General features: G+C 67.8%; 21 protein-coding genes. 6 read left to right on the top strand and 15 right to left on the bottom strand.

Annotated features, from left to right (window positions below; all coding sequences use genetic code 11):
* The first annotated feature begins 373 nt into the window (after window positions 1-373).
* The 5 genes from egtB to L810_RS31390 all read left to right on the top strand — a co-directional run bounded on the left by egtB (window position 374) and on the right by L810_RS31390 (window position 4,041).
* Window positions 374-1,597, top strand: coding sequence for an ergothioneine biosynthesis protein EgtB (egtB, locus tag L810_RS31410; RefSeq protein WP_042976886.1), 1,224 nt, complete (start codon window positions 374-376; stop codon window positions 1,595-1,597).
* Window positions 1,581-2,594, top strand: a complete 1,014-nt coding sequence (gene egtD / locus L810_RS31405) for an L-histidine N(alpha)-methyltransferase (protein ID WP_021162264.1) — start codon at window positions 1,581-1,583, stop codon at window positions 2,592-2,594. The genes egtB and egtD overlap by 17 nt, the downstream gene beginning before the upstream one ends.
* Before the next feature lie 287 nt (window positions 2,595-2,881).
* The gene (locus tag L810_RS31400) at window positions 2,882-3,187 is read left to right on the top strand and encodes a hypothetical protein (protein WP_021162263.1); all 306 of its coding nucleotides are present in this window, start codon (window positions 2,882-2,884) and stop codon (window positions 3,185-3,187) included.
* Between the two features lie 37 nt (window positions 3,188-3,224).
* Window positions 3,225-3,479 (top strand): hypothetical protein, encoded by a 255-nt coding sequence (locus L810_RS31395; RefSeq protein ID WP_021162262.1) that lies wholly within the window; start codon window positions 3,225-3,227, stop codon window positions 3,477-3,479.
* A gap of 187 nt (window positions 3,480-3,666) precedes the next feature.
* On the top strand, window positions 3,667-4,041 hold the full coding sequence (locus tag L810_RS31390) for a hypothetical protein (protein ID WP_021162261.1): 375 nt from the start codon (window positions 3,667-3,669) through the stop codon (window positions 4,039-4,041).
* Between the two features lie 254 nt (window positions 4,042-4,295).
* Here the strand turns inward: L810_RS31390 and L810_RS31385 are convergent, their stop codons facing one another.
* The 8 genes from L810_RS31385 to L810_RS31350 all read right to left on the bottom strand — a co-directional run bounded on the left by L810_RS31385 (window position 4,296) and on the right by L810_RS31350 (window position 16,060).
* The gene (locus tag L810_RS31385; protein ID WP_021162259.1) at window positions 4,296-7,322 is read right to left on the bottom strand and encodes a type III restriction-modification system endonuclease; all 3,027 of its coding nucleotides are present in this window, start codon (window positions 7,320-7,322) and stop codon (window positions 4,296-4,298) included.
* Complete coding sequence (locus L810_RS31380) at window positions 7,322-9,340, bottom strand: site-specific DNA-methyltransferase (RefSeq protein ID WP_042976884.1); 2,019 nt, start codon at window positions 9,338-9,340, stop codon at window positions 7,322-7,324. Before L810_RS31380 ends, L810_RS31385 begins: the two co-directional genes overlap by 1 nt.
* Before the next feature lie 349 nt (window positions 9,341-9,689).
* Window positions 9,690-10,820 (bottom strand): porin, encoded by a 1,131-nt coding sequence (locus L810_RS31375; protein WP_042976882.1) that lies wholly within the window; start codon window positions 10,818-10,820, stop codon window positions 9,690-9,692.
* Window positions 10,821-11,100: 280 nt separating this feature from the next.
* On the bottom strand, window positions 11,101-11,778 hold the full coding sequence (locus L810_RS31370) for a response regulator (RefSeq protein ID WP_021162256.1): 678 nt from the start codon (window positions 11,776-11,778) through the stop codon (window positions 11,101-11,103).
* A 13-nt stretch (window positions 11,779-11,791) separates the two neighbouring features.
* Window positions 11,792-13,159 carry a sensor histidine kinase gene (locus L810_RS31365; RefSeq protein WP_021162255.1) on the bottom strand — a complete coding sequence of 456 codons (1,368 nt, stop codon included), beginning with the start codon at window positions 13,157-13,159 and terminating at the stop codon, window positions 11,792-11,794.
* A gap of 88 nt (window positions 13,160-13,247) precedes the next feature.
* Entirely contained in the window at window positions 13,248-14,105 is an 858-nt protein-coding gene (locus L810_RS31360; protein ID WP_104767571.1) for an ABC transporter permease, read from the bottom strand.
* 38 nt (window positions 14,106-14,143) lie between these two features.
* The gene (locus tag L810_RS31355) at window positions 14,144-14,941 is read right to left on the bottom strand and encodes an ABC transporter ATP-binding protein (protein ID WP_021162253.1); all 798 of its coding nucleotides are present in this window, start codon (window positions 14,939-14,941) and stop codon (window positions 14,144-14,146) included.
* Between the two features lie 114 nt (window positions 14,942-15,055).
* Window positions 15,056-16,060 carry an ABC transporter substrate-binding protein gene (locus L810_RS31350; protein WP_021162252.1) on the bottom strand — a complete coding sequence of 335 codons (1,005 nt, stop codon included), beginning with the start codon at window positions 16,058-16,060 and terminating at the stop codon, window positions 15,056-15,058.
* 511 nt (window positions 16,061-16,571) lie between these two features.
* Here L810_RS31350 and L810_RS31345 point away from each other — a divergent pair.
* Window positions 16,572-17,216, top strand: coding sequence for a response regulator transcription factor (locus L810_RS31345; RefSeq protein WP_051392351.1), 645 nt, complete (start codon window positions 16,572-16,574; stop codon window positions 17,214-17,216).
* 8 nt (window positions 17,217-17,224) lie between these two features.
* Here the strand turns inward: L810_RS31345 and L810_RS44180 are convergent, their stop codons facing one another.
* From L810_RS44180 to L810_RS31310, 7 genes are all read right to left on the bottom strand, one after another.
* Window positions 17,225-18,262, bottom strand: coding sequence for a fimbrial protein (locus L810_RS44180; RefSeq protein ID WP_021162250.1), 1,038 nt, complete (start codon window positions 18,260-18,262; stop codon window positions 17,225-17,227).
* A complete protein-coding gene (locus L810_RS31335) occupies window positions 18,262-20,853 on the bottom strand; it encodes a fimbria/pilus outer membrane usher protein (RefSeq protein ID WP_021162249.1) in 2,592 nt (863 codons plus the stop codon). The genes L810_RS44180 and L810_RS31335 overlap by 1 nt, the downstream gene beginning before the upstream one ends.
* 164 nt (window positions 20,854-21,017) lie before the next feature.
* On the bottom strand, window positions 21,018-21,791 hold the full coding sequence (locus L810_RS31330; RefSeq protein WP_162175304.1) for a fimbria/pilus periplasmic chaperone: 774 nt from the start codon (window positions 21,789-21,791) through the stop codon (window positions 21,018-21,020).
* A 143-nt stretch (window positions 21,792-21,934) separates the two neighbouring features.
* Window positions 21,935-22,486 (bottom strand): fimbrial protein, encoded by a 552-nt coding sequence (locus L810_RS31325; protein WP_021162247.1) that lies wholly within the window; start codon window positions 22,484-22,486, stop codon window positions 21,935-21,937.
* Between the two features lie 184 nt (window positions 22,487-22,670).
* Window positions 22,671-22,910: a hypothetical protein gene (locus L810_RS31320; RefSeq protein WP_021162246.1), complete on the bottom strand. Its 240-nt coding sequence runs from the start codon at window positions 22,908-22,910 to the stop codon at window positions 22,671-22,673.
* Between the two features lie 51 nt (window positions 22,911-22,961).
* Window positions 22,962-23,276, bottom strand: coding sequence for a colicin V precursor (locus L810_RS31315; protein WP_021162245.1), 315 nt, complete (start codon window positions 23,274-23,276; stop codon window positions 22,962-22,964).
* A gap of 105 nt (window positions 23,277-23,381) precedes the next feature.
* Entirely contained in the window at window positions 23,382-25,529 is a 2,148-nt protein-coding gene (locus tag L810_RS31310) for a peptidase domain-containing ABC transporter (protein WP_021162244.1), read from the bottom strand.
* Window positions 25,530-25,565 lie beyond the last annotated feature (36 nt).

The following is a 25,565-nucleotide window of genomic DNA, read 5'->3' as shown; positions in this document are numbered from 1 at the left end:
ATGCACTCACGATCGCCGCGCGGATGTCATGGGGTGTCAGCAGCCCGCCTGCGCGGCCCAGCGCGTCGTGCACGGCGTTCACGCCCGAACCGGCAGGCCTGCCCGGCGTGTCACGCGTGCGACACGCGCGCAGCCGACACTTTCATTTCTCTTTCGTTCGCGTTTCACCGGCATCCCGATTCGCAGCATTCACATTTCTGGACCATACTGTTCTGCACGGGCAGATGAAGTGACGCCGTATTCGCGGCCCGGCGCGCGCGCCGGCTGCCCGTCGACGCAGCAGCAGGTCGCACGTCAGCCGCGCGCATCACGCGCAAGGCTTTCCCTTTTCCGGCAACGCAACGCAGCGAATCGCGACGTGGACGGTAAACCGATGAGCCTCCTTGCATCACAGCTTCAGCGCCGTTACCAGGACGTGCGCACCCATAGCGTCGCGTTGACCGCGACGTTGTCCGCCGAAGACCAGGCCGTGCAGTCGATGCCCGACGCGAGTCCGACGAAATGGCATCTCGCGCATACGACCTGGTTCTTCGAAACCGTCGTGCTGATGCGCCGCGTGCCCGGCTACGCGCCGTTCGACGACGCATTCCAGTTCCTCTTCAATTCCTATTACGAAGCGCTCGGCCCGCGCCATCCGCGGCCGCAGCGCGGGCTGCTCACGCGCCCGTCGCTCGACGAGGTGCATGCGTACCGGCAATACGTCGACGACGCGATGCTGCGCGCGCTGGCCGGCGCCGATGCGGCGCTGCTCGACGCAATCGCGCCCGAGGTCGTGCTCGGCCTGCATCACGAGCAGCAGCACCAGGAATTGATCGTGACCGACATGCTGCACGCGTTCTCGTGCAACCCGCTGAAGCCGGCGTTCCGGCCGCGCAACGGGATGGACGGCGATGCGATGGCCGCGGGCGATGCGGGCGCGCTGCACTGGCTTCACCAGCCGGGCGGGCTCGTCGAGATCGGCCACGACGGCGATGCGTTCTCGTTCGACAACGAACGGCCGCGCCACACGGCGCTCGTGCGGCCGTACGAGATCGCGAACCGTCTCGTGACGAATGCGGAATATGCGGCGTTCGTCGCAGACGGCGGCTACACACGCCCCGAGTTCTGGCTGTCCGACGGCTGGGCCACGGTGCAGCGGGAAGGGTGGCAAGGGCCCGCGTACTGGATGCCCGACGACGACGATGCGGCCGCCACGCGCGTACGTCGCACGTTCGGCCTGCACGGCGTCGAACCGCTCGCGCCCGACGCACCGGTGTGCCACGTGAGCTTCTACGAAGCGGCCGCGTACGCGGAATGGGCCGGCGCCCGCCTGCCGACCGAATTCGAATGGGAAGCCGCGTTCCCCTCCGAAGGCATCCGGCAGATGCTCGGGCACGTGTGGCAATGGACGCGCTCGTCGTACGAGCCGTACCCGGGCTTTCGGCCGCTCGCGGGTGTCGCGGCCGAATACAACGGCAAGTTCATGGTCGGCCAGCAGGTCCTGCGCGGCAGCAGCATCGCGACGCCGCCGGGGCACGAACGGCCGACGTACCGCAATTTCTTTCCGCCGGCGGCACGCTGGCAATTCACGGGAGTGCGACTTGCGCGAGACGTCTGACCAGACGGCCACGAGCGGTGGCCAGCAACCCGCCCGCGATTCGCGGCCGAGCGCGTTCGAGCGCGACCTGATCGACGGACTGTCGCGCACGCCGCGCAGCATTCCGCCGAAATACTTCTACGATGCGGCCGGCTCCGCGCTGTTCGATCGCATCTGCGAACTGCCCGAGTATTACCCGACCCGCACCGAGCTCGGCATCCTGCGCGATCGCGCGGCCGAGATCGTGCGGCGCGTCGGCCCGCATGCGGAACTCGTCGAATTCGGCGCCGGCTCGCTCGAGAAGATCCGCGTGCTGCTCGACGCGTTCGCGGGCAACTATGCGAACGCGCCGGCGCGCTACGTGCCGGTGGACATCTCGGCGGACTACCTGCACGGCGCGGCCGCGCGACTGCGTTCGGCCTATCCGTGGCTCGACGTCGCGCCGCTCGCGGCCGACTACACGAAGGCCGAGCAACTGGCCGCGCTGACCGCGACACCGGCGCGGCGCATCGGTTTCTTTCCCGGCTCGACGATCGGCAATTTCTCGCGGGAAGAGGCCGACGCATTCCTGCGCGATGCCGCGCGGCTGCTGCGCGGCGGCGGCCTGCTGGTCGGTGCCGACCTCGTGAAGGACGCGCGCACGCTGCACGACGCGTACAACGATGCGCAGGGCGTGACCGCGCGGTTCAACCTGAACCTGCTGGTGCGCGCGAACGCGGAGCTCGGCGCGGATTTCGACGTCGACGCGTTCTCGCATTGCGCGTTCTACGACAGCGAGCGGCAGCGCATCGAGATGCATCTCGTCAGCGATGTCGCGCAGACGGTGCACGTGCGCGGCCACGCGTTCCGCTTCGAAGCCGGCGAGCGCATCCACACGGAGAACTCGCACAAGTTCACGATCGACGGCTTCCATGCGATCGCGCGCCGCGCGGGATTCGAGCCCGATACCGTGTGGACCGACGCGGACAACCTGTTCAGCGTGCACTGGCTGCGCAGCGTCGACGATATCCGCGCGTAACGCCCGCTGTTGCGAACCGCTCGCGCCGCGCGGGCGGTTCGCTTCCCGCGCACGCCGGCGAGCGCGATCGAATCGCCCGGTTTCGTGCCGAAACGCCCTTTTTACCGGCCCGATGCATCGCCGCAACGGCGTTTCGAGCACGGCCTCTCCCTTGCCCCGCAAGGCTTTGCGGGCATCCGTAAACGTCCGTTACCGGTCTCGCATACCCGTTTCACCTGTGTCTGTGTCCGGTGCCTAGACTCCGAACCGTATTCACATGACGCACGACACGTGCAGGGAGTCGCGAGATGAGCAAGAAACTTATTCTCGGTGCAGTTCTCGGTGTAGCGGCGCTGGCAGCTTCGGGCGTCGCGTCGGCCCACGTCGACCTGTCGGTCGGCATCGGCGTGCCGGGCGTCTACGCGGCGCCCGCACCGGTCTACGTCGCGCCGCCGCCGCCCGTCATGTACGCGCCGGTCGGCTACCGCGATGACGGCTGGCGTGGCGATGGCTGGCGTCAACGCGAATGGCGCGAACACGAGTGGCGCCGCCGTGAGTGGCGCGAGCACGAGTGGCGCGACCGCGGCGGCTGGCGCGGCGGCCGCTGGGACTAAGCGGCCCGGCTGATCACCACGAGAGGAGAGTGACAACATGATGCCCATTCGTCACATCAGGCTGTGCGCCGCCGCCGCTGTCGTCGCGCTCGCAACGATCGGCAGCGCGCACGCGGCGGGCTGCATGAAGGGTGCGGTGGTCGGCGGGGTCGCCGGCCACTATGCGGGGCACCACGCGGTTGTCGGTGCGGTCGGTGGCTGTATCGTCGGCCACCACATGGCGAAGAAGCAGGCGCAGGAGCAGGCCGCTCAACACAAGGCCGCCGCGCAGGGCATGCAGCCGGCGCAGTAAGCACTTCATCACCGGGGCGGCGCCAACGCGCCGCCGCCGCCTGCTTCGCTCCCCGTTCATGCAACACCCGGATCGATCCGACGAATGCGCGCCGCGCGCATCGTTACGATCATTTACAACGTCGCGTGGCGCGAATTTTGTGCGTTCATAGAATGCAGTCACACGAACGCGCTCCAGGGAGCACAAGATGAAACAGCAACGATATCTGTCCGTATTGACGGCCGCGCTGCTCGCGCTCGGCTCGGTGTCCGCGTACGCGGCGGCCGGCGGCAATGGCGGTGGCAACGGTGGCGGTCATGGCGCAGGCGGCTCGGGCGGCAACGCGGGCGGCATGTCCGGCGGCCACATGAGCGGCCAGGCGCTGAGCAACTCGAACGGCATGCACGCGGGGGACCGCGACAAGGGCCTGTCGCGCGCGGCCGACCGCTCGGATACGATCGCCGATCGCGCCGGCGTGCAGCCGGGTCATGGTCACACGCACGGGCATGCGCATGGCCATACCACGCATGCGTCGACGTCCACGCATCGTTCGCATCACAACGCATTCGGCCGCACGCTGTAAGCGCGGCGCACGCATGCGGGAGAAGGGCGCTTCGGCGCCCTTTTTTCATCGAGGCAACGCATTGCCGCCGTCGCGCGGAAACGTCGTGCCGACCCGATTTGCAACCAGCCGTAACCGCGTCGTACTCATGCAGGAATAGGGATCGCCTTCACGCGGATGACGGAAGAGAAACCGGCGCATGAAGAAGGCGCCGCGAGCGTGTCCGGCACGCTCACCAACGCAGAAAAAAGGGCGGCTCATCGCCGCCCTTCGTATCACCGCCCGGCGCCTGCCAGCGGCACCGCAGGTTCGAACAACGCATCGGCCTGCCTGACGCGCACGAAGCGCGCCGCGCCGTCGCCGTCCACCAGTGCACGGAAATGCGCTTCGCCGCACGCGAGCTTCGCACGCTCGTGCTCGCTCGGCACATGGCCGTCGGTATTCGGCGTATCGACGACGAAGTACAGCCGCTCGCCGCCGTCCTGCTCCGCGAGCACGGCCCAGTCGGGGTGATAGCTGCCGAGCGGTGTCTGCACGCGGAACCACGCGGGCAGCTTCGCGTACAGCTTCACGCCGTCGTGCGCCTCGAGCGCATCGGCGAACGCGCGCTCCGCGTCCGTCTCGCACACGACCGCTTCGTGGATCGACTTCCGCGCGTCGGGCCGCAGGTTGCGCAGGTAACCCGTCAGCGCCTCGCTTTCGAACGATTCGAGCGCATGCACATGGCGCTCGCCGAGCTTGCGATACGCGATGCCCGCGACGAGCGCGAGCCGCTTGCAGCGGTTGATCGCATCGGCCGCGACCGCGATGAACTGCTGCGGATTCACGCGAAAATCGTCGAGCCGGCCGCTGTCGGCCAGGATCGTCGCAAGCGAACGGCGCGTGAGCTGCGTGCGGTCCTGCAGCTCGGTGAGCAGGTCGGGCAGCGGCAGCTCGCCTTCGTCGAGCAGCACCGTGCCGGCGCCGCCCACCTCGATCGCCTCGATGCCGGCCTTGCCGATATCGATCTCGGCCTTGCGCCACTGCAGCCGTGCGCGCGCGATGTCCGGCGCGTCGTGCAGCGCGGCCGCGCAGTCGCGCACGAGCTTCGCGTTGTCGAACTCGACGCGGTACACGGTGCGATGGCGGATGCGGTCCCACAACGCGCGGAAATCCTCGCCGAACACGACGGCCTTGCCCGACGCATCGCGCCGCAGCGCGATTGCACGGCGCTCGTCCGCGTTGCGTACGGCAAAACGGCCCGACAGCTTGCGCAGCGTCGCGACGATCGGCGCGCGCAGCATCTCGAACGCCTCGGGCAGCACCAGCGCGCTCTGGCGCAGCGCATCCTTCAGCCGGTCGAGCACCTTGCCCTGCGCATCGACGTAACCCTGCTCGTGCAGATGATTCCACAGCACGCGCGACAGCTCGATGCCGAGCGCATGCGCGGGCGCGTCGCCTTCCTGTACGGGCAGCGCCGCGAACTGGTGTTCCTCGACGATCCCGAAACGGATGCCCGTATCGGCCTCGATTTCCTTCTGCAGGTTCTCCGCGAACGACTCGTAGCGCTCGGTCGCGATCACGGTGAGCGTGTTCACGCCCGGGTCGCGCACGCGTTCGCCGTCCTGGTCGACGGCGAGGCGCAACCCGCGGCCGAGCGTCTGGCGGCGCTCGCGCTCGGTCTGGATGTCGCGCAGCGTGCAGATCTGGAACACGTTCGGGTTGTCCCAGCCTTCCTTGAGCGCCGAGTGCGAGAAGATGAACTTCAGCGGCGTGTCGAACGACAGCAGCGCTTCCTTCTCGCGCATGATCAGGCCGTACGCGCGTTCGGCGTTCTCGCGCGCCGCCGCGCTGCTTTCGCTCGTATCGGTCCAGCCGCCCTTGCGGTCGATCGAGAAGTAGCCGTTGTGCGCGCGCCCGACTTCGAGCGCCACGTCGACGCCGTCGAACAGCGCACGGTAGGCCGGCACGCGCGCCGCACGCGCATATTCCTCTTCGAAGATCAGCGCGTAATCGCCCTTCACGGGCATGCCGTTCTCGTCGTAGCGGCGATAACGCTCGACCGAATCGACGAAGAACAGCGACAGCACCTTCACGCCGCGCTCCGCAAGGCGCAGTTCCTTGTCGAGATGCTCGCGGATCGTGCGGCGGATCATCTCGCGCTGCACGGCGAGCGTGTCGATGTCGCCGAACGCCTCGCCGAGCGACAGGAACGCCTCGCCTTCCGGATGGCGCAGCTCGACGTATTCGGCGCCCTTCACCGCATGGACCTCGCCGATCCGCAGCCCCGCGTACAGCGCACGCTTGGTCAGGCGTTCGAGATCGTCGCCGTCGGTGGCCGTCACGATCTGGCGCTTCACGCCGGCCGCCGTCGCGACGTCGAGCTCGACACGCGCGCTGATCGCGCCGCGCCGGTTCGACACGCCGACGAGCCGCACGTACGGCTTGTTGTGCGCGTCCTCGACGATCGCCGACGCGATCTCGATCTGCTTCACGAGCTTGCGCTCGTACGCGTCGACCGCGTCGAGCCGGTACACCATGTGATGGCGGTCGACGTGCGTGGCCGAATAGCGCAGCGTGCAGAGCGGCGCCATCGCGGCGAGCGCTTCGCGCCCGCGCCCCTCGAGGCCGCCGTCGACGCTTTGCGGCTCGTCGACGATCACGATCGGCCGCGTCGCGCGGATCAGGTCGATCGGCTTCTCGCCGCCGGTCTTCTCGCTGTCCTTGTAGAGGTTGTTGATTTCCTTCTTGTTGATCGCGGCGACCGTCATCACCATGATCTGGATCGCCGCGCTCGCCGCGAAGTGACGCACCTGGCCGAGCTTCGCGGAGTCGTACAGGAAGTAGTCGTACGGCACGCCCGCGTACAGCGCGCGGAAGTGATCCTCGGTGATGGAAAGCGTCTTGTGCACGCCTTCCTTGATCGCGATCGACGGCACGACGATCACGAACTTCGTGAAGCCGTAACGACGGTTCAGCTCGAAGATCGTGCGCAGGTACACGTAGGTCTTGCCGGTGCCGGTCTCCATCTCGACGGTGAAGTCGCGCGAGCCGGGCAGGCCGGACGGCGGCAGCCCGCCGCGCAGCTGCACGTCGGCGAGATTGCGCGCGAGCGCGTCGTCGGTCAGCGACAGCCGGTTGCCGACGCCCTGTTCCGACACCGCGAAGCCGAGCGAGCCTTGCGCGGCCGCCGTCGTGCCGGGCGCGGCGTTCGCGAGCACGCTGAAGTCGCCGCGATACGATTCCTGGCCGCGAAACAGGTCGCAGACGGCGTCGATCGCCTCGCGCTGGTAGTCGAGATCCGCTTCGAAATGCAGCCGCATCACAGGCTCCGCACGCGCTTCACGCCGTGCTGTTCGAGCAGCGCGGCGAGATTGAGCTTCGCGACGTCGTCGACGAAACCGCTGTCGCGGAACAGGCACGTGACGTCGTGCGTCGTGCCGGTCGCATCGAGCAGGTCGACGATGCCGTCGGCGAGCGGGCCCGCGTCGTCGCGCGAGATGCGCGCATCGAAGCACGCGACGATCGCGCGGCCGATCAGGTGCACGGTCTTGCCGGCCACCTGGTGATGCTCGACCGGCGTGCAGAGGTCGAGGCCGAGCTTCAGCGTCAGCTCGGCGAGCAGGTCGTCTTCCGTGCGGCCGGTCTTCACGTGCTCGACGGATGCGAACAGCGCATGGTCGAAATCGTCGCGGCGCGGGTCCCACTCGATCACGTTGGTCGTGTCGAGCCGGTACACGCGGAAACCGAGGTCGCCATAGCTTTCCGGGTAATCGCGCGCGACCTGCTGCGCGGCGCGGCGCAGGCGTTCCTTGGTGATTTCGGCGAGCGTCAGCGGCTTTTTCAGCTTCGCGCAGAAATCGGCGGCCGCCAGCTGCGTCTTGTCGCGGCGGTCGAGCGCCTCGGGCAGCTGCACGAGCACGTAGCGGCGCGCGCCGCCGTCGGTCGCGTTCACCTGCATCACCGCGTGGCCGGTCGAGCCGGAGCCCGCGAAGCAGTCGAGCACGATGTCGTCGCCGCGCGTGCACCAGCCAATCACGGCCGCCGCGAAATCGACCGGCTTCGGCAGGTCGAACGGGATGCCGAGCGTCTTCAGCAGCGCGTCGTCGGAGCCGGCGAACGGCAGCACCGACGGCACGTTCTCGTACATGTTCTCGTCGAGGTAGTAGATCCGCTGCGGCTGCGTGGTTTCATCCGCGCCGAACTCGATCTGGCCGCGCTCGATCAGCGCCTGCATCGTCGCGGGCGGGTTGCGCCAGCCGCGCGCCGGCATCGCGCACGGCTTGCCGGTGACCGGGTGGATCAGCGGCGTGAAATACTCTTCCGGCGCCTTCTTCTTGTTCGGCCAGGCCATCGACACGAGACGGTACACGCGCCCGTCGGCCGACAGCCGGTCGTACATCGCCTCGCCGCCGGACAGGTTGGTCTGCGCCTTCATCCACGCGCGGTACGCCTTCTGCGCGTCCTTCGCGTTGCCGCTGCGGTACACGGCGTCGTGCGCGGCATCGAGCATGCGCTGCGCATTGCGTTTCGGGCGCTTGAGCGGCGCCCGTTCGAGCAGCGTCTCGGCGTTGCGCGCGAACAGCACCAGCGATTCGTGCTGGTACGCGACGCCGCGTGCGTCGCCCTTCGGGTTGCGCTTGTCCCACACGGCGACGCCGAGCTCGTTCTCCTCGCCGAAGATCTCACGCAGCATCAGCACCAGCGCGTGCACTTCGTGCTCGTCGATGTGCACGGCGATCAGCCCTTCGTCGGACAGCAGCGCGTGCGCGAGCTTCAGGCGCGGATACATCATGTTCAGCCAGTCGGTGTGGAACCGGCCGTTCGCCTCGGTGTTGGTGCTGCGCTTCACGCCGCCCTGGGTCTGCCCGGTCATCGCCAGGTAGTGGCGGATGCTGTCGCTGAAGTCGTCCGGATAGACGAAATCGCTGCCGGTGTTGTACGGCGGATCGATGTAGACGAGCTTCACCTTGCCCGCGTAACTCTTGTGCAGGAGCTTCATCACGTCGAGGTTGTCGCCCTCGATCACGAGATGGCGCGTATCGTCCCACGCGACGCTGTCGTCGGGGCAGGGCCGCAGCGTGCCGGTCGACGGCGTGAGCGCGGCCTGGCGCGCGCTGCGCTTGCCATGCCAGTGGAAGCCGTAGCGTTCTTCGGCGTCGCCGACCGTGCAATCGCCGACCAGCGCCTTCAGCACGTCGATGTCGACCGACGCGCCGCCGGGGCCTTCGGTCACGAGTTCGGGGAACAGCGCCTTCAGGCGCGCGACGTTGTCGGCGGTGAAATCGGTCGACATCGCCTGCGGGCTGGCCGCATCGAGTTTCTGCATCGTCTTTTCCATCGGAGCCCGGCCGCGCGCGCCAGGACGTCGGGCGCGCTCACGGCACCGGCGGCAATGGCCACCCGGGCAAACCCGAAACGCTATCGAGTCGACCGGCCGAGGTCAAGCGCCGATGTGGGCCGAGCGTGCGCGCATCGGCCGCGATCGCCCGCCCCACGGGCCGCAAGCGGCTTCGGGCCGGTTGTCGCACGGGCGGCCGGCGGCCGTTGTCCGGGCACCCCGGAGCGCCGCGGAAAGGACGAAAAAAAGGGCACGGTCGGCGCAAAGCGCCGCCGTGCCCGCATGGAGAAATCCTGGAGGCAGGGAAAGGCGGGGTACCGCAGCCCCGCCCGGATGGCCGGCCCGCAGGTCAGAAACGCGTGCGGATGCCCGACGTCAGTTCGAGCTGGTTCTTCGCGCCGAACGTCGACGCAGCCGTGTAGCCTCCGTGCAGCTTCATGTAGTCGCCGGCGAGGTACACCTCGGTGCGCTTGCTCAGGTGATAGAACACCGACCCGTAGATCGTCTCCTTGAAGCCGTTGGCGACGCCGTTGGTCAGGCTGAACGCGCCGAGGTTCGCGTTCGGCGTGAAGCCGTCGGAGTTGTTCGCGGCGTTCTTGATGCGCATCTGCTGGTAGCCGAGCTCGTAGTCGAGCGCGCCCTTCGGCGCGATCTTCATCGACACCGTCCACGAATCGTCGTGACGCTGGCCGAGCGGGCCCTGGTCGCCGTTGTAGCGGAAGTAGCCGGCATTCAGGCGCACGATGTCGAACGTGTAGTTGCCGCCGACCGAGAACGTCTGGTTCCGGAAGCCGTTGTGGTTCACGTGGTTGTAGAAGCCCGACACGTTGAACGGCCCGCCGTTGTAGCCGAGCGCGGCCTGGTAGGCGGAGCCGGTCGCGAACGACGTCGAGTTGCTGAACTGGTAGCCGGCGCTCGCGAAGATGCCGTTGCTGAACAGCTTCTTCCACGCGATGCCGTTGTTGTAGCGCGTGCCGGTCGGGCCGGCCGCGTAGAAGATCATCTGCTTGAAGTTGTTCGAGTTGGTCCAGCCGCCTTCCTCGGTCGACAGCTTCGCGGAACCGTACGCGTCGCCGTAGATCGCCGATGCGTCACGCGCGATCGTGTTCTGGAAGCCGGCCGTCAGCTTGCCGAAGCGCTCGTCCTCGACGCCGACCCACGCGTCGCGGTCGAAGATCTGGCCTTCGTCTTCCATCTGGCCGTTCGCGACCACGAATTCGCTTTCAAGGCGGAAGATGATCTTCGTGCCGCCGCCGATATCTTCTGCGCCGCGCAGGCCCCAGCGGCTGCCGCTGAACCACGGCTCGCCTTCGTTGCCCATCCCGATCACGTGATTGCCGTTCGCGTCGGCGTGGGTCCGGTAGGTCGGAAAGCTCAGGTCCATCAGGCCGTAGAGCTGCACGCTCGACTGCGCTTGCGCGTGCGTACCGGCGCACAGGCCGGCCGCCGCGATGGAAAGGGCAAGGGTTTTTCGTTTCAAGATCGTCTCCTCCGAGCTGCCGCATTGAAATCTTGTCGTTTGCAGTACGTAATGTATGCCGACTCTTGCCGGCCACAGCGAGAGGGCCGACGCGTAGCATCGTAGAGCGTGCAATCCTTCACGACGCTTTCCCGGACGCAGGAATCGGATCGGTGAAAACACCGAACGCGCAACGATCACGGATCAGGCAGGCGTGCGCAAGCGGGCCTGCCGGCATCCGGCTGGCCTGGTCGACCTTTCGTGCTACGAATCGATGTTCCGTGCGGCGGGTGCGTGCCCGTCAGTCCTGCGCGCTTTTCATGCGCAGGATGTAACCCAGCCCGCGCAGCGTGATGATCTCGGCCGTGCTGCCCGCGAGATGCTTGCGCAGCCGGTGAATATAGATGTCGATCGCGTCGGCGCTGGGCTCGTCGTCGAGCGCGAACACGCTGTCCATCAGCCGCGCCTTCGACACCGTCTTGTTCTGCTGCAGCATCAGCGTCTCGAGGATCGCGTGCTCGCGGCGGCGCAGCGTGAGCACCGTTTCGCCGCAGCGGAATTCGCGCGTGCCGAACGCATAGACGAGATCGCCGCACACGAGCTGCGTCGTGCCGACGCCGGCCTGCCGGCGGATCAGCGCGCGAATCCGTGCGACCAGCTCGCGCGATTCGAACGGCTTCACGACGTAGTCGTCGGCGCCCGCGCCGAAGCAGTCGACCTTGTCGTCGACCGAGCCGTGCGCGGTCAGCATCAGCACCGGCACGTTGTCGTTGCGGCGCCGCAGCCGCGCGAGCACTTCCTTGCCGCTGATGCCGGGCAGGCGCATGTCGAGCAGCACCGCGTCGTAGCGTTCGGTCTTCAGCACCGTGTCGGCGCGTTCGCCGTCGCCGACGGAATCGACCGCGAAGTCCTCGCCGCGCAGCAGGTTCACGATCCAGTGCGCGAGTTCGGCGTTGTCTTCGACCAGCAGGAGTTTCATGACGGCTTTCTCTTCAATCGTAGGCGGGCAGCCGTACGGTCACGACGATACCGCGATTGCCGGCCCCCGGCGCGAGCGACGCGCTGCCGCCGTGCGCCTGCGCGATTTCACGGACGATCGCGAGTCCGAGGCCCGAGCCTTCGGTGTCGGCCGACACGCGGTAGAACCGCTTGAACACGTGCGGGCGCGCTTCGGCCGGGATGCCGGGGCCGTTGTCGATCACGTCGAGCACGATCGCGTCGCCGTCGCGGCGTGCGGCCACCGTCACGCAGCCGCCGGGCTGCGTGTAGCGCACCGCGTTGTCGACGAGGTTCATCACCAGCGCGGTCAGCAGGCTGTCGCTGCCGGCGACGTCGAGCCGCTCGCCGAGATCGGCGCCGAGATCGATATCGCGCCGCTGCGCGAGCACGATCGTTTCCTCGAGCACGCTCGATACCACGGCCGCGAGATCGACGCGCTGGGTCAGCAGCGTCGACGGCGTGGCCTCCGCGTGCGCGAGCAGCAGCAGCTTGTCGGTCACGTCGGCCATCTTGCGGCTGCTGCGCTGCATGCTGTCGAGCACCGCCGCGAGCTCCGGATCGTCGTGCCCGCGCCGCTGCGCGTACTGGATCTGCGTGTCGAGCACCGCGATCGGCGTGCGCAACTGGTGCGCGGCATCCGCGATGAAGCGGCGCTGCGTGGCCGTGTGCATGTTCAGCCGCGCGATGCACTGGTTGATCGCATCGACGATCGGCCGCAGCTCGTTCTGCAGCCGCTCGGGGCGGATCGGCTCCAGCTCCATCGGCCCGCGGTCGGCCACATCGTCCTTCAGCTTCATCAGCGGGCGCATCTCGAAGGTGAGGCCGAGGTACACGAGCCCCATCGCGAGCATCAGCATCAGCGACAGGCGCACGAGCTGCGGCCGCCAGATCGTGGCGACCATCGCGCGATGCGAGCGCGTCGTCTTCGCGACGACCACCGTGACCGTCTCGACCTGCCCTTCGTCGTACAGCTGCCGATCGTAGGCCACCGCGCGCAGCGGCACGCCGTCGAGCGACGTGTCGTACAGCGTCGGCTCGACGCCGTGCCGCGCGGGCACGTCGAGCGCCGGCGTGCCGGCGAGCAGGCGGTCGTGCCCGTCGATCACCTTGTAGAACACCGAATCGCCCGACGGCGACTCGAAGATCTCCAGCGCGGCCGGCGGCACGTCGGCGACCGGCAGCCCGTTGCGCCATTCGACGTCCTCGCCGATCGTGCGTGCGGACGCGACGAGCGCGCTGTCCTGCACGAGCGCGGCCGTGGTCCGCGCGGTGTCGTACGACATCGCGCCCGCGATCAGCACGAACACCGCGAGCGGCAGCAGCAGCCACCACAGCAATCGCCCGCGCAGGCTGTGCGCCATCCTGTTGCGCTCCTTCTCCGGAATGCCGAACCGCGCCGGGAGCGCCGGCGCGGTCGGAAATGTCATGTCAGGCGTACGCCGGCGGCGTTCAGAACGCCGCGGGCCGCCACTTCAGCAGCCGCTTCTCGAGCCAGGTCAGCAGGTAATCGGCGGCCAGCGCGACCACGGCCAGCACGATCATCGCCGCGAACACGCCGCTCGCGTTGAACGCGCCCTGGGCGGTGGAGATTAGCAAACCGATGCCCTGCTTGGAACCCAGGAATTCGCCGACGACCGCGCCGACCAGCGCGAAACCGAAGCTCACGTGCAGGCTCGCGAGAATCCACGAGAGCGCGGACGGGATCACGACCGACGTCGTGATCTGCCGGCGCGACGCGCCGAGGATCTGCGCGTTCGCGATCAGGTAGCGGTCGGCTTCGCGCACGCCCTGGAACGCGTTGCCGAACACGACGAAGAACACCATCACGACGGCCAGCGCGATCTTCGACGCCATCCCGAGGCCGAGCGCGATCACGAAGATCGAGCCGAGCACGACGCGCGGGATCGAGTTCGCGATCTGGATGTACAGGCCGAACACGTCGGCCATCAGCTTGTTGCGGCCGAGCACGATCCCGCAGATCACGCCGGCCACCGAGCCGATCAGGAAGCCGATCGTGGTTTCCTCGAGCGTCACCCACACCTGCGTGAGCAGTGGCCCTTGCGACGTGCCGTTGACGAACCAGTCCTGGATCTGCGCGAAGATCAGCGTCGGCTGCGAGAAGAAGAACGGATCGATCCACTTCAGCCGCGCGGCGAGTTCCCAGCCGCCCAGCACGATGACGAGCACGGCGATCCGCAGGCCGATGATCAGTTGCCGGCGGCGGCGCAGCCGGGTTTGCGCGGCGCGCGACTCGTCGTCGAGCGACTTCGCCGGAATGGCGGTGGGGGGAAGCGTCATGTCGGTCATGCTCCTGTCCTTGCTGTCCTTGCCGTGCGGCGTATGCGTCAGCCGATCTGCACTTCTTCGCGCAGGTCGTGCCAGATGTCCTTGGAAATTTCGATGAAGCGCGTGTCGTAGCGGATCTCCGACGTGACGCGCGGGCGCGGCAGGTCGATCTCGTACACGCGCTTGAGCGTCGCGGGGCGAGCGGTCAGCACGAACACGCGGTCGGCGAGCGCGATCGCCTCCTCGAGATCGTGCGTGACGAACACGACCGAGCCCTTGTTCGCGGACCAGAGCTGCAGCAGCTCGTCCTGCATCAGCGTGCGCGTCTGCATGTCGAGCGCGGAGAACGGCTCGTCCATCAGCAGGATTTCCGGCTGGTTGATGAAGGTCTGCGCGAGCGCGACGCGCTTCCTCATCCCGCCGGAGAGCTGGTGCGGGTAGTGCTTCGTGAACTTGTCGAGGCCGACCTTGCGGATCCATTCCTCGGCCTGCGCATACGCGACGTCCTTCGAGCGGCCGCGAAACAGCGGGCCCGCCGCGACGTTGTCGATCACGTTGCGCCACGGGAACACCGCGTCGGCCTGGAACACGAAGCCGATGCGCGGGTCGATCCCGTCGACCGGGCGGCCCATCACGCGCACTTCGCCCGACGCGGGCTTGAGCAGCCCGGTGATCAGGTTCAGCGTCGTCGACTTGCCGCAGCCGGTCGGCCCGACGATCGCGATGAACTCGCCGCGCGCGACGCTCATGCTGAAGTCGCGCAGCGCGACGGTGGCCTTGCCTTCCGGCGAAATGAAGCGGCACGACACGTTGCGAAACTCGATCGCCGGTGTGCTCGGGGGGACTGCCTGGTTCATCGCATTCGTCCTGCGGGTGAGGAGGGCGTCGCATCGTGACGCAACGCCGGGCCGGTCAAACGGGCCGGAACGGGGAACGCACGGCGGCGGGATCGCCGCCGCCGGCGCCGCTGCTTATTTCGCGTTCACGAAATCGTTCGTGTAGGTACGCGCCAGGTCGATGTGCTTGCCCTTCACCGACGGGTTGAACGCCGACAGCACCTTCAGCACGGTCGCCGGGCCGTCGGCCGGCATCTTCGCGTCGGCGGTGAACATCGGCAGCGACGCCTTCAGCGCGCTCACGTACAGCGCCTTGTCCTTCTGGTAGTCGGCCGGCATCTTCGCGGCGATTTCGTCGGCGCTGTGCGTGTGGATGAACTGCATCGTCTTCGCGAACGCGTGCGCGAGCTTGGTCGCTTCAGCCTTGTGCGAATCGGCCCACGCCGACTGCACGTACAGGCTCGCGGCCGGGTAGGTGCCGCCGAGCGCCGCGCGCGTGCCTTCCAGCGTGCGCAGGTCGACCAGCACCTTCGCATCGCCCATCTTCTCGAGCGCGGACACCGTCGGTTCGGTCGTCATCCCGGCATCGATACGCCCCTGCTTGATCGCGGCGATGAAGCTCGCGTCGGCGCCGACCGGCAGCATCGTGTACTGCGTCGACGGCACGCCGTGCGCGAGCGCGAGGTATTGGGTGAGGAAGCTCGTTGACGAGCCGAGGCCCGTCACGCCGAGCGTCTTGCCCTTCGCGTCGGCCATCGACTTGAACGTCGGCGCGGCCTTGGTCGACACCATCTCGACTTCGCCCGGCACCTGGCCGAACACGGCGATCGCCTTCACGTCCTTGCCCTTGCTCTGCAGGTCGATCGTGTGGTCGTAGAAGCCGACGACGCCCTGCACGGCGCCCGCGAGCAACTCGTTCTCGGCGTCGACGCCGGCCGGCTGCGACAGCAGCTCGACATCGAGGCCTTCGGCCTTGAAGTAGCCGAGCTCCTGCGTGAGCCGCGCGGGCAGGTAGATGAGCTTCGCGATCCCGCCGACCATGATCGTGATCTTGCCGCCGTCGTCGGCGAAGGCGGGGTGAGCGGCGAGCGCGCAGCTCAGGCTGGCTGCCACGGCGAGGGTGCGCAGGATGGGTCGCATCGGGTCGTCTCCGTTCGTTGTATTCGTCTGGCGCGATGCTTGCTGCATCGTCACGACGAGTATAGGGAGGCGAAACCTTCCGCTACCTTTCGCGGGCCGGCGATTCCTTTAGGGGTTTTCCAGCAACGGGGGGCCGGAACGGGGGGCGCGGCACGCGACCGCCTCGCGTCTCGCGCGGCCGTGTGCGCTCCACGGCGAACCCGTGCAGTTGCGGACCGGCAATCGATTTATCCAATTTGAATTAGGACGAGTTCGATAAACGCGATAAACATGAGTGGACAGGATCGTTATTGGCCTGTTCAGGTGGTATTCCGTTGCGATATGTGCATAAGATCCTTAATTTCGGAATAATCAATCGATAATAAATGCCCTTTCATTAAATAATCACGAGCATTAAAGTCTGGCGTGGCGCACGCGTGGGTTCCGTGAGCGCCTTCCGTGAGTGCCGTTTGATGCAGTCAGGCCGTATCGACAGGCGTCGTCATGTTTTTTGAAAAACGCAATGCGAGATATGAAAACAATAACCGTCGCCGTGGCCGACGACCATCCGGTAGTCCTGGAGTCGCTTGATCGACTGTTGCAACGGCATCCGCCTTTTCGCGTCGTGCATACCTGCCGCAGCGGCACGGAACTGATTGCCGCGCTGACGCAATCTCCTGTCGATATTGCCGTCGTCGACTATTCGATGAGCCGCGGCGAGCGGCCGCTCGACGGCCTCCCGCTGCTGCGCAAGCTGCGCGATATCGCGCCCCGCACGCGCTGCGTGATGTTCACCGCGCATTCGAATCCGAGCGTGCTTGCGGCCGCGCTGAAGCTCGGGGTCGCCGCGATCGTCAGCAAGGACGACCCGCTCGCCGAGATCGTCGGCGCGTGCCGGCGGGTCGGTACGGCCCGCGCGTGTTACCTGTCGCCGACGGCGCGGGCGGCCGTCGAGCGCGGCGAGGCGGGCACGCTCGGCGGGCACCCGGCGCTCACGGCGCGGGAGCTCGAAGTCGTACGGTTATTCGCATCCGGGCATACGCTGCAGGACATCGCGAAGCAGCTCGGCCGCTCGGTCAGCACCGTGTCGACGCAGAAATACACGGCGATGCGCAAGCTGCAGGCCGATTCGAACACCCACCTGATTCGTTACGCGTACGAAAACGGGCTGATCTGACGGCGCGGTCATTTGTACGTGACCGTGAAGGTAGCCGAGCTGTTCGCGATGCCCGGCTTCGCCGTTGCACCGGTCTGGTAGTAGCGGGCCGACAGCGGCACCGAGAAGGTCGCGGACGCCGACGGCGAGTCGCTGACCTTCCAAGGCGTGCCGAGCTCGACGGGCGTGTCGTCGCCCTTGAGCAACTGGATGCCGACACCGGAGGCGTCGCTCGACGACGACAGCGCCAGCACGCCTTTCGATGCATCGACTGCCTTGCCGTCCAGCGTCAGGTTGACTTCGAACGCGCCCGCCACGCCGGTATCGCAGCGCAGGCCGATCGCGAAGCCCTTCGATTTCGACGTCGAGCCGGCGCCCGAGCCGATGCCGGACGACGCGTTCAACGCATGGGCCCCGAGGTCGACCGACACCGACGGGGTGGTCGTCGTGCAGGTCGTCGGCTGGAACGAGATGTTGTCGAAGCCGTACATCAGGTAGCGGGTTGCGTCGGCGGTCGAATTGTCCGGACCGCCGATCAGCGCCGTCAGGACCGACAGCACCGGAAACGGCTTCGCGACCGACGGTGTCGCGCCGCTCTTGACCAGCTCGACGTCCACTTTCGCGGTAACGGCAGTCTTCCCGATCGACTTGATCGTCGTGCCCATCGGCAGCGACGACGTGCCGTGCCCGCGGTTGCCGTCATAGGTCACGTAAAGCGTGAGCCCGTTGGCCGTCAGGTCCGGGTCGTCCGCCCATCGATACAGCGTGGCCTCGACGGCCCTGCTTCCGGGTACCTTCATCCAGCAACTCGCGGCGATCTCGATGCCGTCCTTGCTCCACAGCACGGTGCCGATCGGGGCGTCCGCCGCGATCTTGAAGCCGGACGGCAGCTCGCCGAGCTTCGACGACGACGTGTTGATGCAGGTGGCCGTGGACGCGTGCGCATGGCCGACGCCGGCCGCGCCCAGCACCAGCGCGGTGAGCGCCATTCGAAGGCCGGCGCCGCGATTCCCGTCGCGAGCGCACGGGTGCGGGTGCAGGCTTCGATTCATTCTGCGGTGTTCCATCACGATTCTCCTGCCGGGGCGCGCCGGACCTCGGGCGCGTCAGCGGATGGGTTGTCGAGTTTGCAGGGCGCCTCGATGCGCTCGATGCCGATCGGCGCCGCCCGTTGCTCCAGCGGCGGCAGCGCGACCCGGATCGTGCACCGCCACGCGTCGGCGTGCCCCCATTTCACGGTCAGCGTGTCGTTCGGCTCCGATAGCCGGGCGTAGACCTGGCCGCCCTGCGACACGATTCCGACGTTGTTGCCGCGTCCGTCGAACACCGGCGCGCCGAACGGCAGTTCCGTGCCCGCCGGCGCCGCCGCATGGATCAGAAGCGGGCGGCCCGTCACCGTCGGATAACGCAGCATCACGATCGCCCCCTGGCGCGGCGCGACCTGCTGGCTCGTCGTCTGCAGCTCGACGTCGGCCGGCAGGCCGCGCGGATCGATCTCGACCTGGTTCACGCGATACGGGCTCAGGTACGGGACGACCGCGTAGCCGCGCCGGTCGAGACGGATGCCGCTGTAGCCGGCCACGGTTGCGCCGCCGGCGGCCGGCGCGGCGACGACGGCCATTGTGTCGGCCGTATACGGGACCGCCGTCACGCCGCCCGGATGGGCGACGACCGTGCCGCTGACGCCCAGCGACGCCGAGCCGTAGTCGTTGCCCTTGCCGAGCATCCCCTGCAGTGCGGCGACCGGCGTCCGGTACTGACCCGAGACCGTGCCCGCGTAGGTCGCGTCGGCATTGCGTGCCGCGGAAACCGAGTAATTGCCCTCGTACGCCGCGCCGACGGAACCGGTCGCGGTGGCCGTCGACGTGAAGCCGTTCAGGCTGTCGCGCGCGGCATAGACGCTCAGTCGCGGCGATCGCGCGCTCGCGCCGAGCGGGACCGACACGCTCAGCATCGCCTGCGTATCGGCGTTGCCGCCGGACGCGAGCGAGCGGTTCACGGATATCGTGTAGTCGAACTGGCGGTAGCGGTTGCTGTAGCTGATCTGGAATTGCGTGTCGGTGCCGCTGCGTGTCCAGTAGTTCTGCGTGTAGCCGCTCACATACAGCTGGCCCCAGCGCTCGCCGAACGGCTGCGCGGCGGTGACCGACACGCGGTTGCGCGCGCGCCACGCGGGTCGCGCGGCTGCGCCGGTCAGGTTGCGTTTCGCGTTGTCGACGAACGCGAGCGCATTGCCGAAGTCGAGATACCCCGACGACGAGAAGCGATAGGCGGCCACCGACAGGTTGCTGTTCGTCGCGTCGATCGTCTTGCTGTACGTGACGCGCACGCTCGACCCGCGCGTCCGCTGCCCGTATGCCGACGTGAACGCGCCGGACACGTCGAGCGCCAACGCGCCCAGCGGCGTGTTGAACGCACCTCCGGCGAGCACGTTCCGGTAGTGCTCGTTCGCGAGCACGCCGCCGTACAGCGTCAGCAGGTTGTTCACGCCGCGGCTGTAGGTCGCCTGCACCACGCGCGGCGTGTACGACAGGTCGACGTTGCGCACGGTGCCCGCGACGAAGCCGAACCGGCTGCGCCCCGGCCGCAGCGACTGCGCGACCGCCGCGTACGGCACGCTGAAGGTGCGCTCGCTGCCATCCGCCTCGGTGACGGTGACGACGAGGTTGCCGCCATAACCGGTCGGGAACAGGTCGTCGATCACGAACGGGCCCGGTGGCACCGCCGTGTCGTAGATCACCGCGCCGTTCTGGCGGATCCTCACGCGCGCGCTGGTGTTGGCGATCCCGCGCACGACCGGCGCGTAGCCGCGCTGCGAATCGGGCCACATCCGGTCGTCGGTCGCGAGCTGCACGCCACGGAACGCGAACGTATCGAACAGCTCCCCGGACGTGTTCGCGTCGCCGATCCGCACGCGCGCCGTCAGTGCCGACAGGTCGCGCTGTACGTAGGTATTCGCCACGCTGTAGTGGCGGCCGCCGTGCTGCTGCCAGTTCAACGCGCCGTCGTGGCGAAAATACCAGCCACCGATGTTGATGCCCGCATTCAGGCCGACGTACGCGGTGGTCGCGCCCTGGCCGTGCGTGACGTTGCGGTACAGGTTCGTGTTGTAGCCGACCCAGCCGGCCGTCACGCCGTCGTCCCACCGTGACGGATCGACGTAGCCGCGCGCCGAGCGCCGCAGCAGCGCCTGCGGGATCTGCACGTCGAGGCGCGCCGCGCCTGCATCGAACGACGCGGTTGCGCCGGGCAGCAGCGCTTCGAGCGGCTGGCACGCGTCGGCCGCATCGAGCAGCACGAGCGCGTCGGGTGCGAACCGTCGCGGGTCCGCATTGAACTTGTCCAGCAGCGGGCGGCCGATGCATACCTGCGCGACGTCCGGGCGCACCTCGCGCACCGTCACGTCGTCGCGGCCGAGCATGACGCCGTTCAGGTAGATATCCGAACGATACTGGCCGGGCCAGACCGGATTGCCCCGTTCGTAGCGCGACAGGTCGAGCCCGCCGGGCGGCGATGCGACGAGATCGGGGTTGAAGCGCACGGCGCCGGCACCCGTCCCGGCCTCGCCGATCCTCGGCGGCCGGTCGTCGGCGGGTTCGGGTTCGTGCTCGCTTGCGGCGGCGCCGAGCGGCAGCGCCGAACACGCGAGCAACGCCATTGCGTACGATCGGCGCGGGACGGGCACGGCCAGGCGGGCGCACCACCTCGTTGCACGGTCAGCGCGTTCCATGAAATTCGCTCCAGATACTCGAATTGAACGTGTCGCGCACGGGGCGGCGCCCCGGCGCTGAAGGTGTCGGCTTCGCGGTGCGGACGGCGCAGCTAGCGGGTGTCGTCGAGCACCGCCCGCCACTCGACGCCGGTGCCGAAGTCGTTGATGGTTGCGTAGTCGAACGTCGTGCCGGGCGGCAACGCCGGCAGTGCCGCATCGAGCGGAAAAACATGCGATGCCTGCGGCGCGATCATTGCCCCGTCGCTGAGCGAGAAGGTGCGGCCGCCGTGCACGACGCGCGCCGACAGCACGACGACGTTATAAGGCGTCGGATTCGTCGCGCGCAGTGCGTGGCCCTTGCCGTCCGGCGCGGGCGCGAGCGACCACTTCAGTTGCCTCGCGGCGGCAATGGCGCCGTTCGCATTCAGTCCGACCGGCCGGAAGAACAGCTTGATCCGCGAACGGAACGCGAGTTGCAGAACGGTGGTCGACTGCGTTTCGTCGACGCCGGGCGGCACGTCCAGTACGTTCAGCCAGAACACCGATTCGCGGTCCTGCGGCAGCGCGTCGCCGGTGTAGACGATCCGCACGGTCTGCCCTCGGCCGGGGTCGATCCGGAACACGGGCGGCATCAGCACGAACGGCACCTTCGTGGTGCCGGGTCGTGCGCGTGGGTCGCCGTCGTCGAGCCACGTCTGCACGAGCGCGGGTTGCGCGCCGTTGTTGTCGAGCTTGACGGTCACTTCACGGTCGCCTCCCGGGTAGATCACGCGGGTGCCGGACACGATGACGCTCGCCGCGGCCTGCTGCGCGAAGCACACGAGCGCGGCGCAGATGCACAGCGAGAACGGGCGCAAAAGGGACGGGAGAATCGGAATCATCATATGTAGCGCGATGGGCAGGGAACGCCGGCGGCCGGCGCACCCGTGCGGCACGGTCATGCCGGCGACACCCGCGGTGCCGCCGGCCGATATCGCCGCGACGGGCGCGCACGCCACGCGTGCTGCCCGTCGCGGCAGCCTGGGGATCAGAGGTAGTCGATCGAGTAGGTGACCGACGTGTTCACGTCACCGGCAGTCGCCGCGCCCTGCGCGTAGTACTGCGCGCCGTAGACCATCGTGGCGCCGTTGTTGACGATCGGCACCGAGGTCTTGCTCGGGTTGCGCTGGCTGGCGTCACCCGCCTTCAGCGCATTGCCATCGATGTCGAGCAACTGCACGGAAACGTTGGTGGCCGCGTTGCTGACCGCCCGGTTGGTCAACGTGCCGTCCGCAGTGTTCACGTTCGGGCCGGCTTCGAAGAAGGTGCGCACCGACTTGCCGGTCGCGTTCGTGCAATTGCTGAGCGCGATCGTGAAATTGGTCGCGCCGGTGGTTGCGCCCTTCGACGACAGCGTGCTCGCGCTCACGCCCGGCAGCCCGACCGTGGCGTTGTTGCTGCCGTTGTTGATCTTGACGTCGCAGGTCGCGCCGCTCAGCGTGCCCGTGATGGTCACGGTGCCGTCGTACGCATGCGCGGTGAGCGGCGCGAGCGCCATCGCGGCAGTGATCGCCGACGCCAGGGTAAGTTGCTTGATCATGTTCTGCTTCCTCTGTGATTTGCTCGAAAAAACTCCGCCGGCCGTTCCACGATCCGGGCGGATAAATTTAGCTTTCCAGTAAAGGGCGCCACAATCGCAAACGATCCAGAAATGCCGCGTTTTCCATTGAATCAGCATTCCTGAATATCGAGACAACGTGGCGCCCGTTCGGGCAGCGCGCTGGCTATCGCGCTGCGCGCCGCAGTACCGCCAGCGAGACGGCGATCGCCGTCACGCCCACCGCGACGGCAATCTTGCCGAGCGTCCCGACTGCCTCCGTCCCGCTGTTGTCCGACGGGAACGGATTGACCCACGGCTCGCGCGGCTCGCGTGGCGCGAACAGGTTGTTGAGCCAGCCGACAAGATCGCTGGACGACAGACCGCCGGATACGGCCGCACATTCCGCATGGTGCATTTCACGCATGATGTTTGCCCTCTGGAAAAAACTGGAATGGATAAACGGGCCCGCCGCGCCTCACTTCTGTGCCGGCAGGTTCGGGTCGAACAGGCCTTCCATCACGCGATTGAAGATCCTGAGCGTCTGCGCCACGCCATTGACGAGGCCGTATGCGTTGCCGCCGATCACGCCGAGCGCTGCGCCCGCGATCAGGCCGACACCCGCGCTGAGGATGCCGAAGCCCAGGATCCCGCCCTGGCTGCCGCCCGTCGCCGCGCCCTTGAAGCCGCCGGCGACCAGGCCGGCCGTGGCGCCGAGCAGCGCTGCACCGACGGTGCCGAAAAAGCCGCCGCCGCTCACTTCATGGCATTCCATCGTGGTCAACTCACGCATTTGCGTTTCTCCTTGTTACTGCAGGGTGCCGATCGCGCAAGGCCGGATCGGCATCGGCCGTTTCGCCGCCCGTCGGGCGGCCGAATGCTTCGCGACGCCGCGGCGCTACGCCGGCTCGGGCGCGACGCGCGCGCCGACGGGTAGCTCATGGGCTGCGCCGCCCGCGATCTCGATCACGCGATCCGCGCTGCGGATCGTTTCCGGACGGTGCGCGATGATGATCCGCGTGACGTTCATCGCCCGCACCGCATCGTTGATCAGGCGTTCGCGCGCGAGATCGAGATGGCTCGTCGCTTCGTCGAGCACCAGGATCGCCGGCTGGCGGTAGAACGCGCGGGCGAGCAGCACGCGCTGGCATTGCCCGCCCGACAGCGACGACCCCATGTCGCCGACGAGGCTCCGATAGCCCATCGGCATCGCGACGATGTCGTCGTGGATCTGCGCGAGTCGCGCGGCATGCTCGACGCGCGCGTCGTCGGGCTGCGGGTCGAAGAAGCCGATGTTGTCGGCGATCGAGCCCGCGAACAGGATGTCGTCCTGCATCACGCAGCCGATCCTGTCGCGATACGGATGCAGGCCGAGCTTGCGGATGTCGATGCCGTCGACCTGCACGCTGCCGTGCTCCGGCGCGAGCAGGCCGAGCAGCAGCTTCGCCATCGTCGTCTTGCCCTGGCCCGACGGGCCAACCAGCGCGACCGATTCGCCGGGCGCGATCGAGAACGAGCAGCCGTCGAGCACCCACGGCTCGGTTTCCGCGTAGCGGAAGCGCACCTCGCGCACGTCGATCGCGGGTGGCGTTGCATGGCCCGCCCGCGGCGGCCGCGCGACCTTCGCCTCCATGTCGGCTTCGACGTCGGTCAGCACGATGTCGGCGAGACGCTCGCCATGCAGGCGCAGCATCCGGAAATCGATCAGCGTGCCGATCAGCCCGGCGCCGCGCGCCATGAACTGGTCGGCAAAGCTGACGAACGCGACCAGCATCCCGGCCGAGAACTGCCCGTCGAGAACCTGCTTCGCCGCCAGCCACACGAGCACCACGCGCCCCGCACCCGAAATCACGCCCTGCAGCGTCGAGAAGCCGATCGACAGCCGCTCGATCGCGACGTGCTTGTTGGTGGTTTCGACGACTGCGTTCGCATAGGTGGCGACACGCGCTTCCTGCTTGTTCGCGAGCTTGATCGCCTGCACGCCGCGGATCGATTCGAGCAGGTTCGACTGCGCGCGCGCCGCGTAGACGATCTGTTCCTCGTTCGCCTGCCGGAACGGCCGGTACGCGATCCAGCGGATCGCGCCGTACGCGGCGAACAGGCCGAGTACGAGCCACGTGAGCGAAGGGCTGTAGACGAACAGCATCGCGAGCGTCGCGACCGCCATCACGCCGTCGAGCAGCGCGCCGATGAACTGCGTGGTCAGCGTGGCCTGGATCGTATTGATCGCGCCGAATCGCGACACCACGTCGCCGATGTGGCGCTGCTCGAAATACGCCATCGGCAGCCTGAGCAGGTGCGCGCAGACGTTGGCGGTCCACTGCACGCCGAGCAGGCTCGAGAACCACGTCACCACCCACGAGCGCAGGGCCGACACCGCGTTCTGGAACAGCACGACGAGCAGGAAGCCGATGCCGAGCAGCGTCAGCAGGTCCGCATCGGCCGACACCAGCACCTGGTCCATCACCCACTGCATGTAGAACGGCGTGGCGATACCGAACACTTCCAGCGCCGCCGACAGCAGCAGCACCTGCGCGAACGTCGTTCGGAGGCCCGTGACGCCGCCGACGAGCTTCGTCATCGAGATCGCCTCGCGTGCCTGCGTGCGCTCGAACGACGGCGACGGCATCAGCTCCAGCGCGACGCCGGTGAAGTGCTCGGACACTTCGGCGAGCGGCACGTCGCGACGCCCGCGCGCCGGATCGTGGATCGTGATCCGGCCGCGCGACACCGACTTCAGTACGACGAAGTGGTTCATGTCCCAGTGCAGGATGCACGGGCGGCGCAGCTTGCCCAGTTCGTCGAGTTCGAGCCGCAGCGCACGCGACGCGAGGCCGAGCCGGTACGCGATCAGCATCACGTCGTTGAGGGTGGCCCCCTTCAGCGACGGGCTGAAGCGCCGGCGCAGGCTGACGAGGTCGAGGTCGTGGCCATAGTGGCTCGCGACCATCCCGACGCACGCGAGCCCGCATTCGGCCGCCTGCGTCTGCAGGATCACCGGCAGGCGGCGGCGCCAGCCGAATTGCAGCGCTTCGATCCATTTCATGGTTGAACGGGCTCCGTGACGAATGCGTTGAAGGCG

It is taken from the genome of Burkholderia sp. AU4i, assembly GCF_000466765.1.
GTDB classification, from domain to species: domain Bacteria; phylum Pseudomonadota; class Gammaproteobacteria; order Burkholderiales; family Burkholderiaceae; genus Burkholderia; species Burkholderia cepacia.
This window is presented reverse-complemented; position numbering and strand designations above follow the sequence as displayed.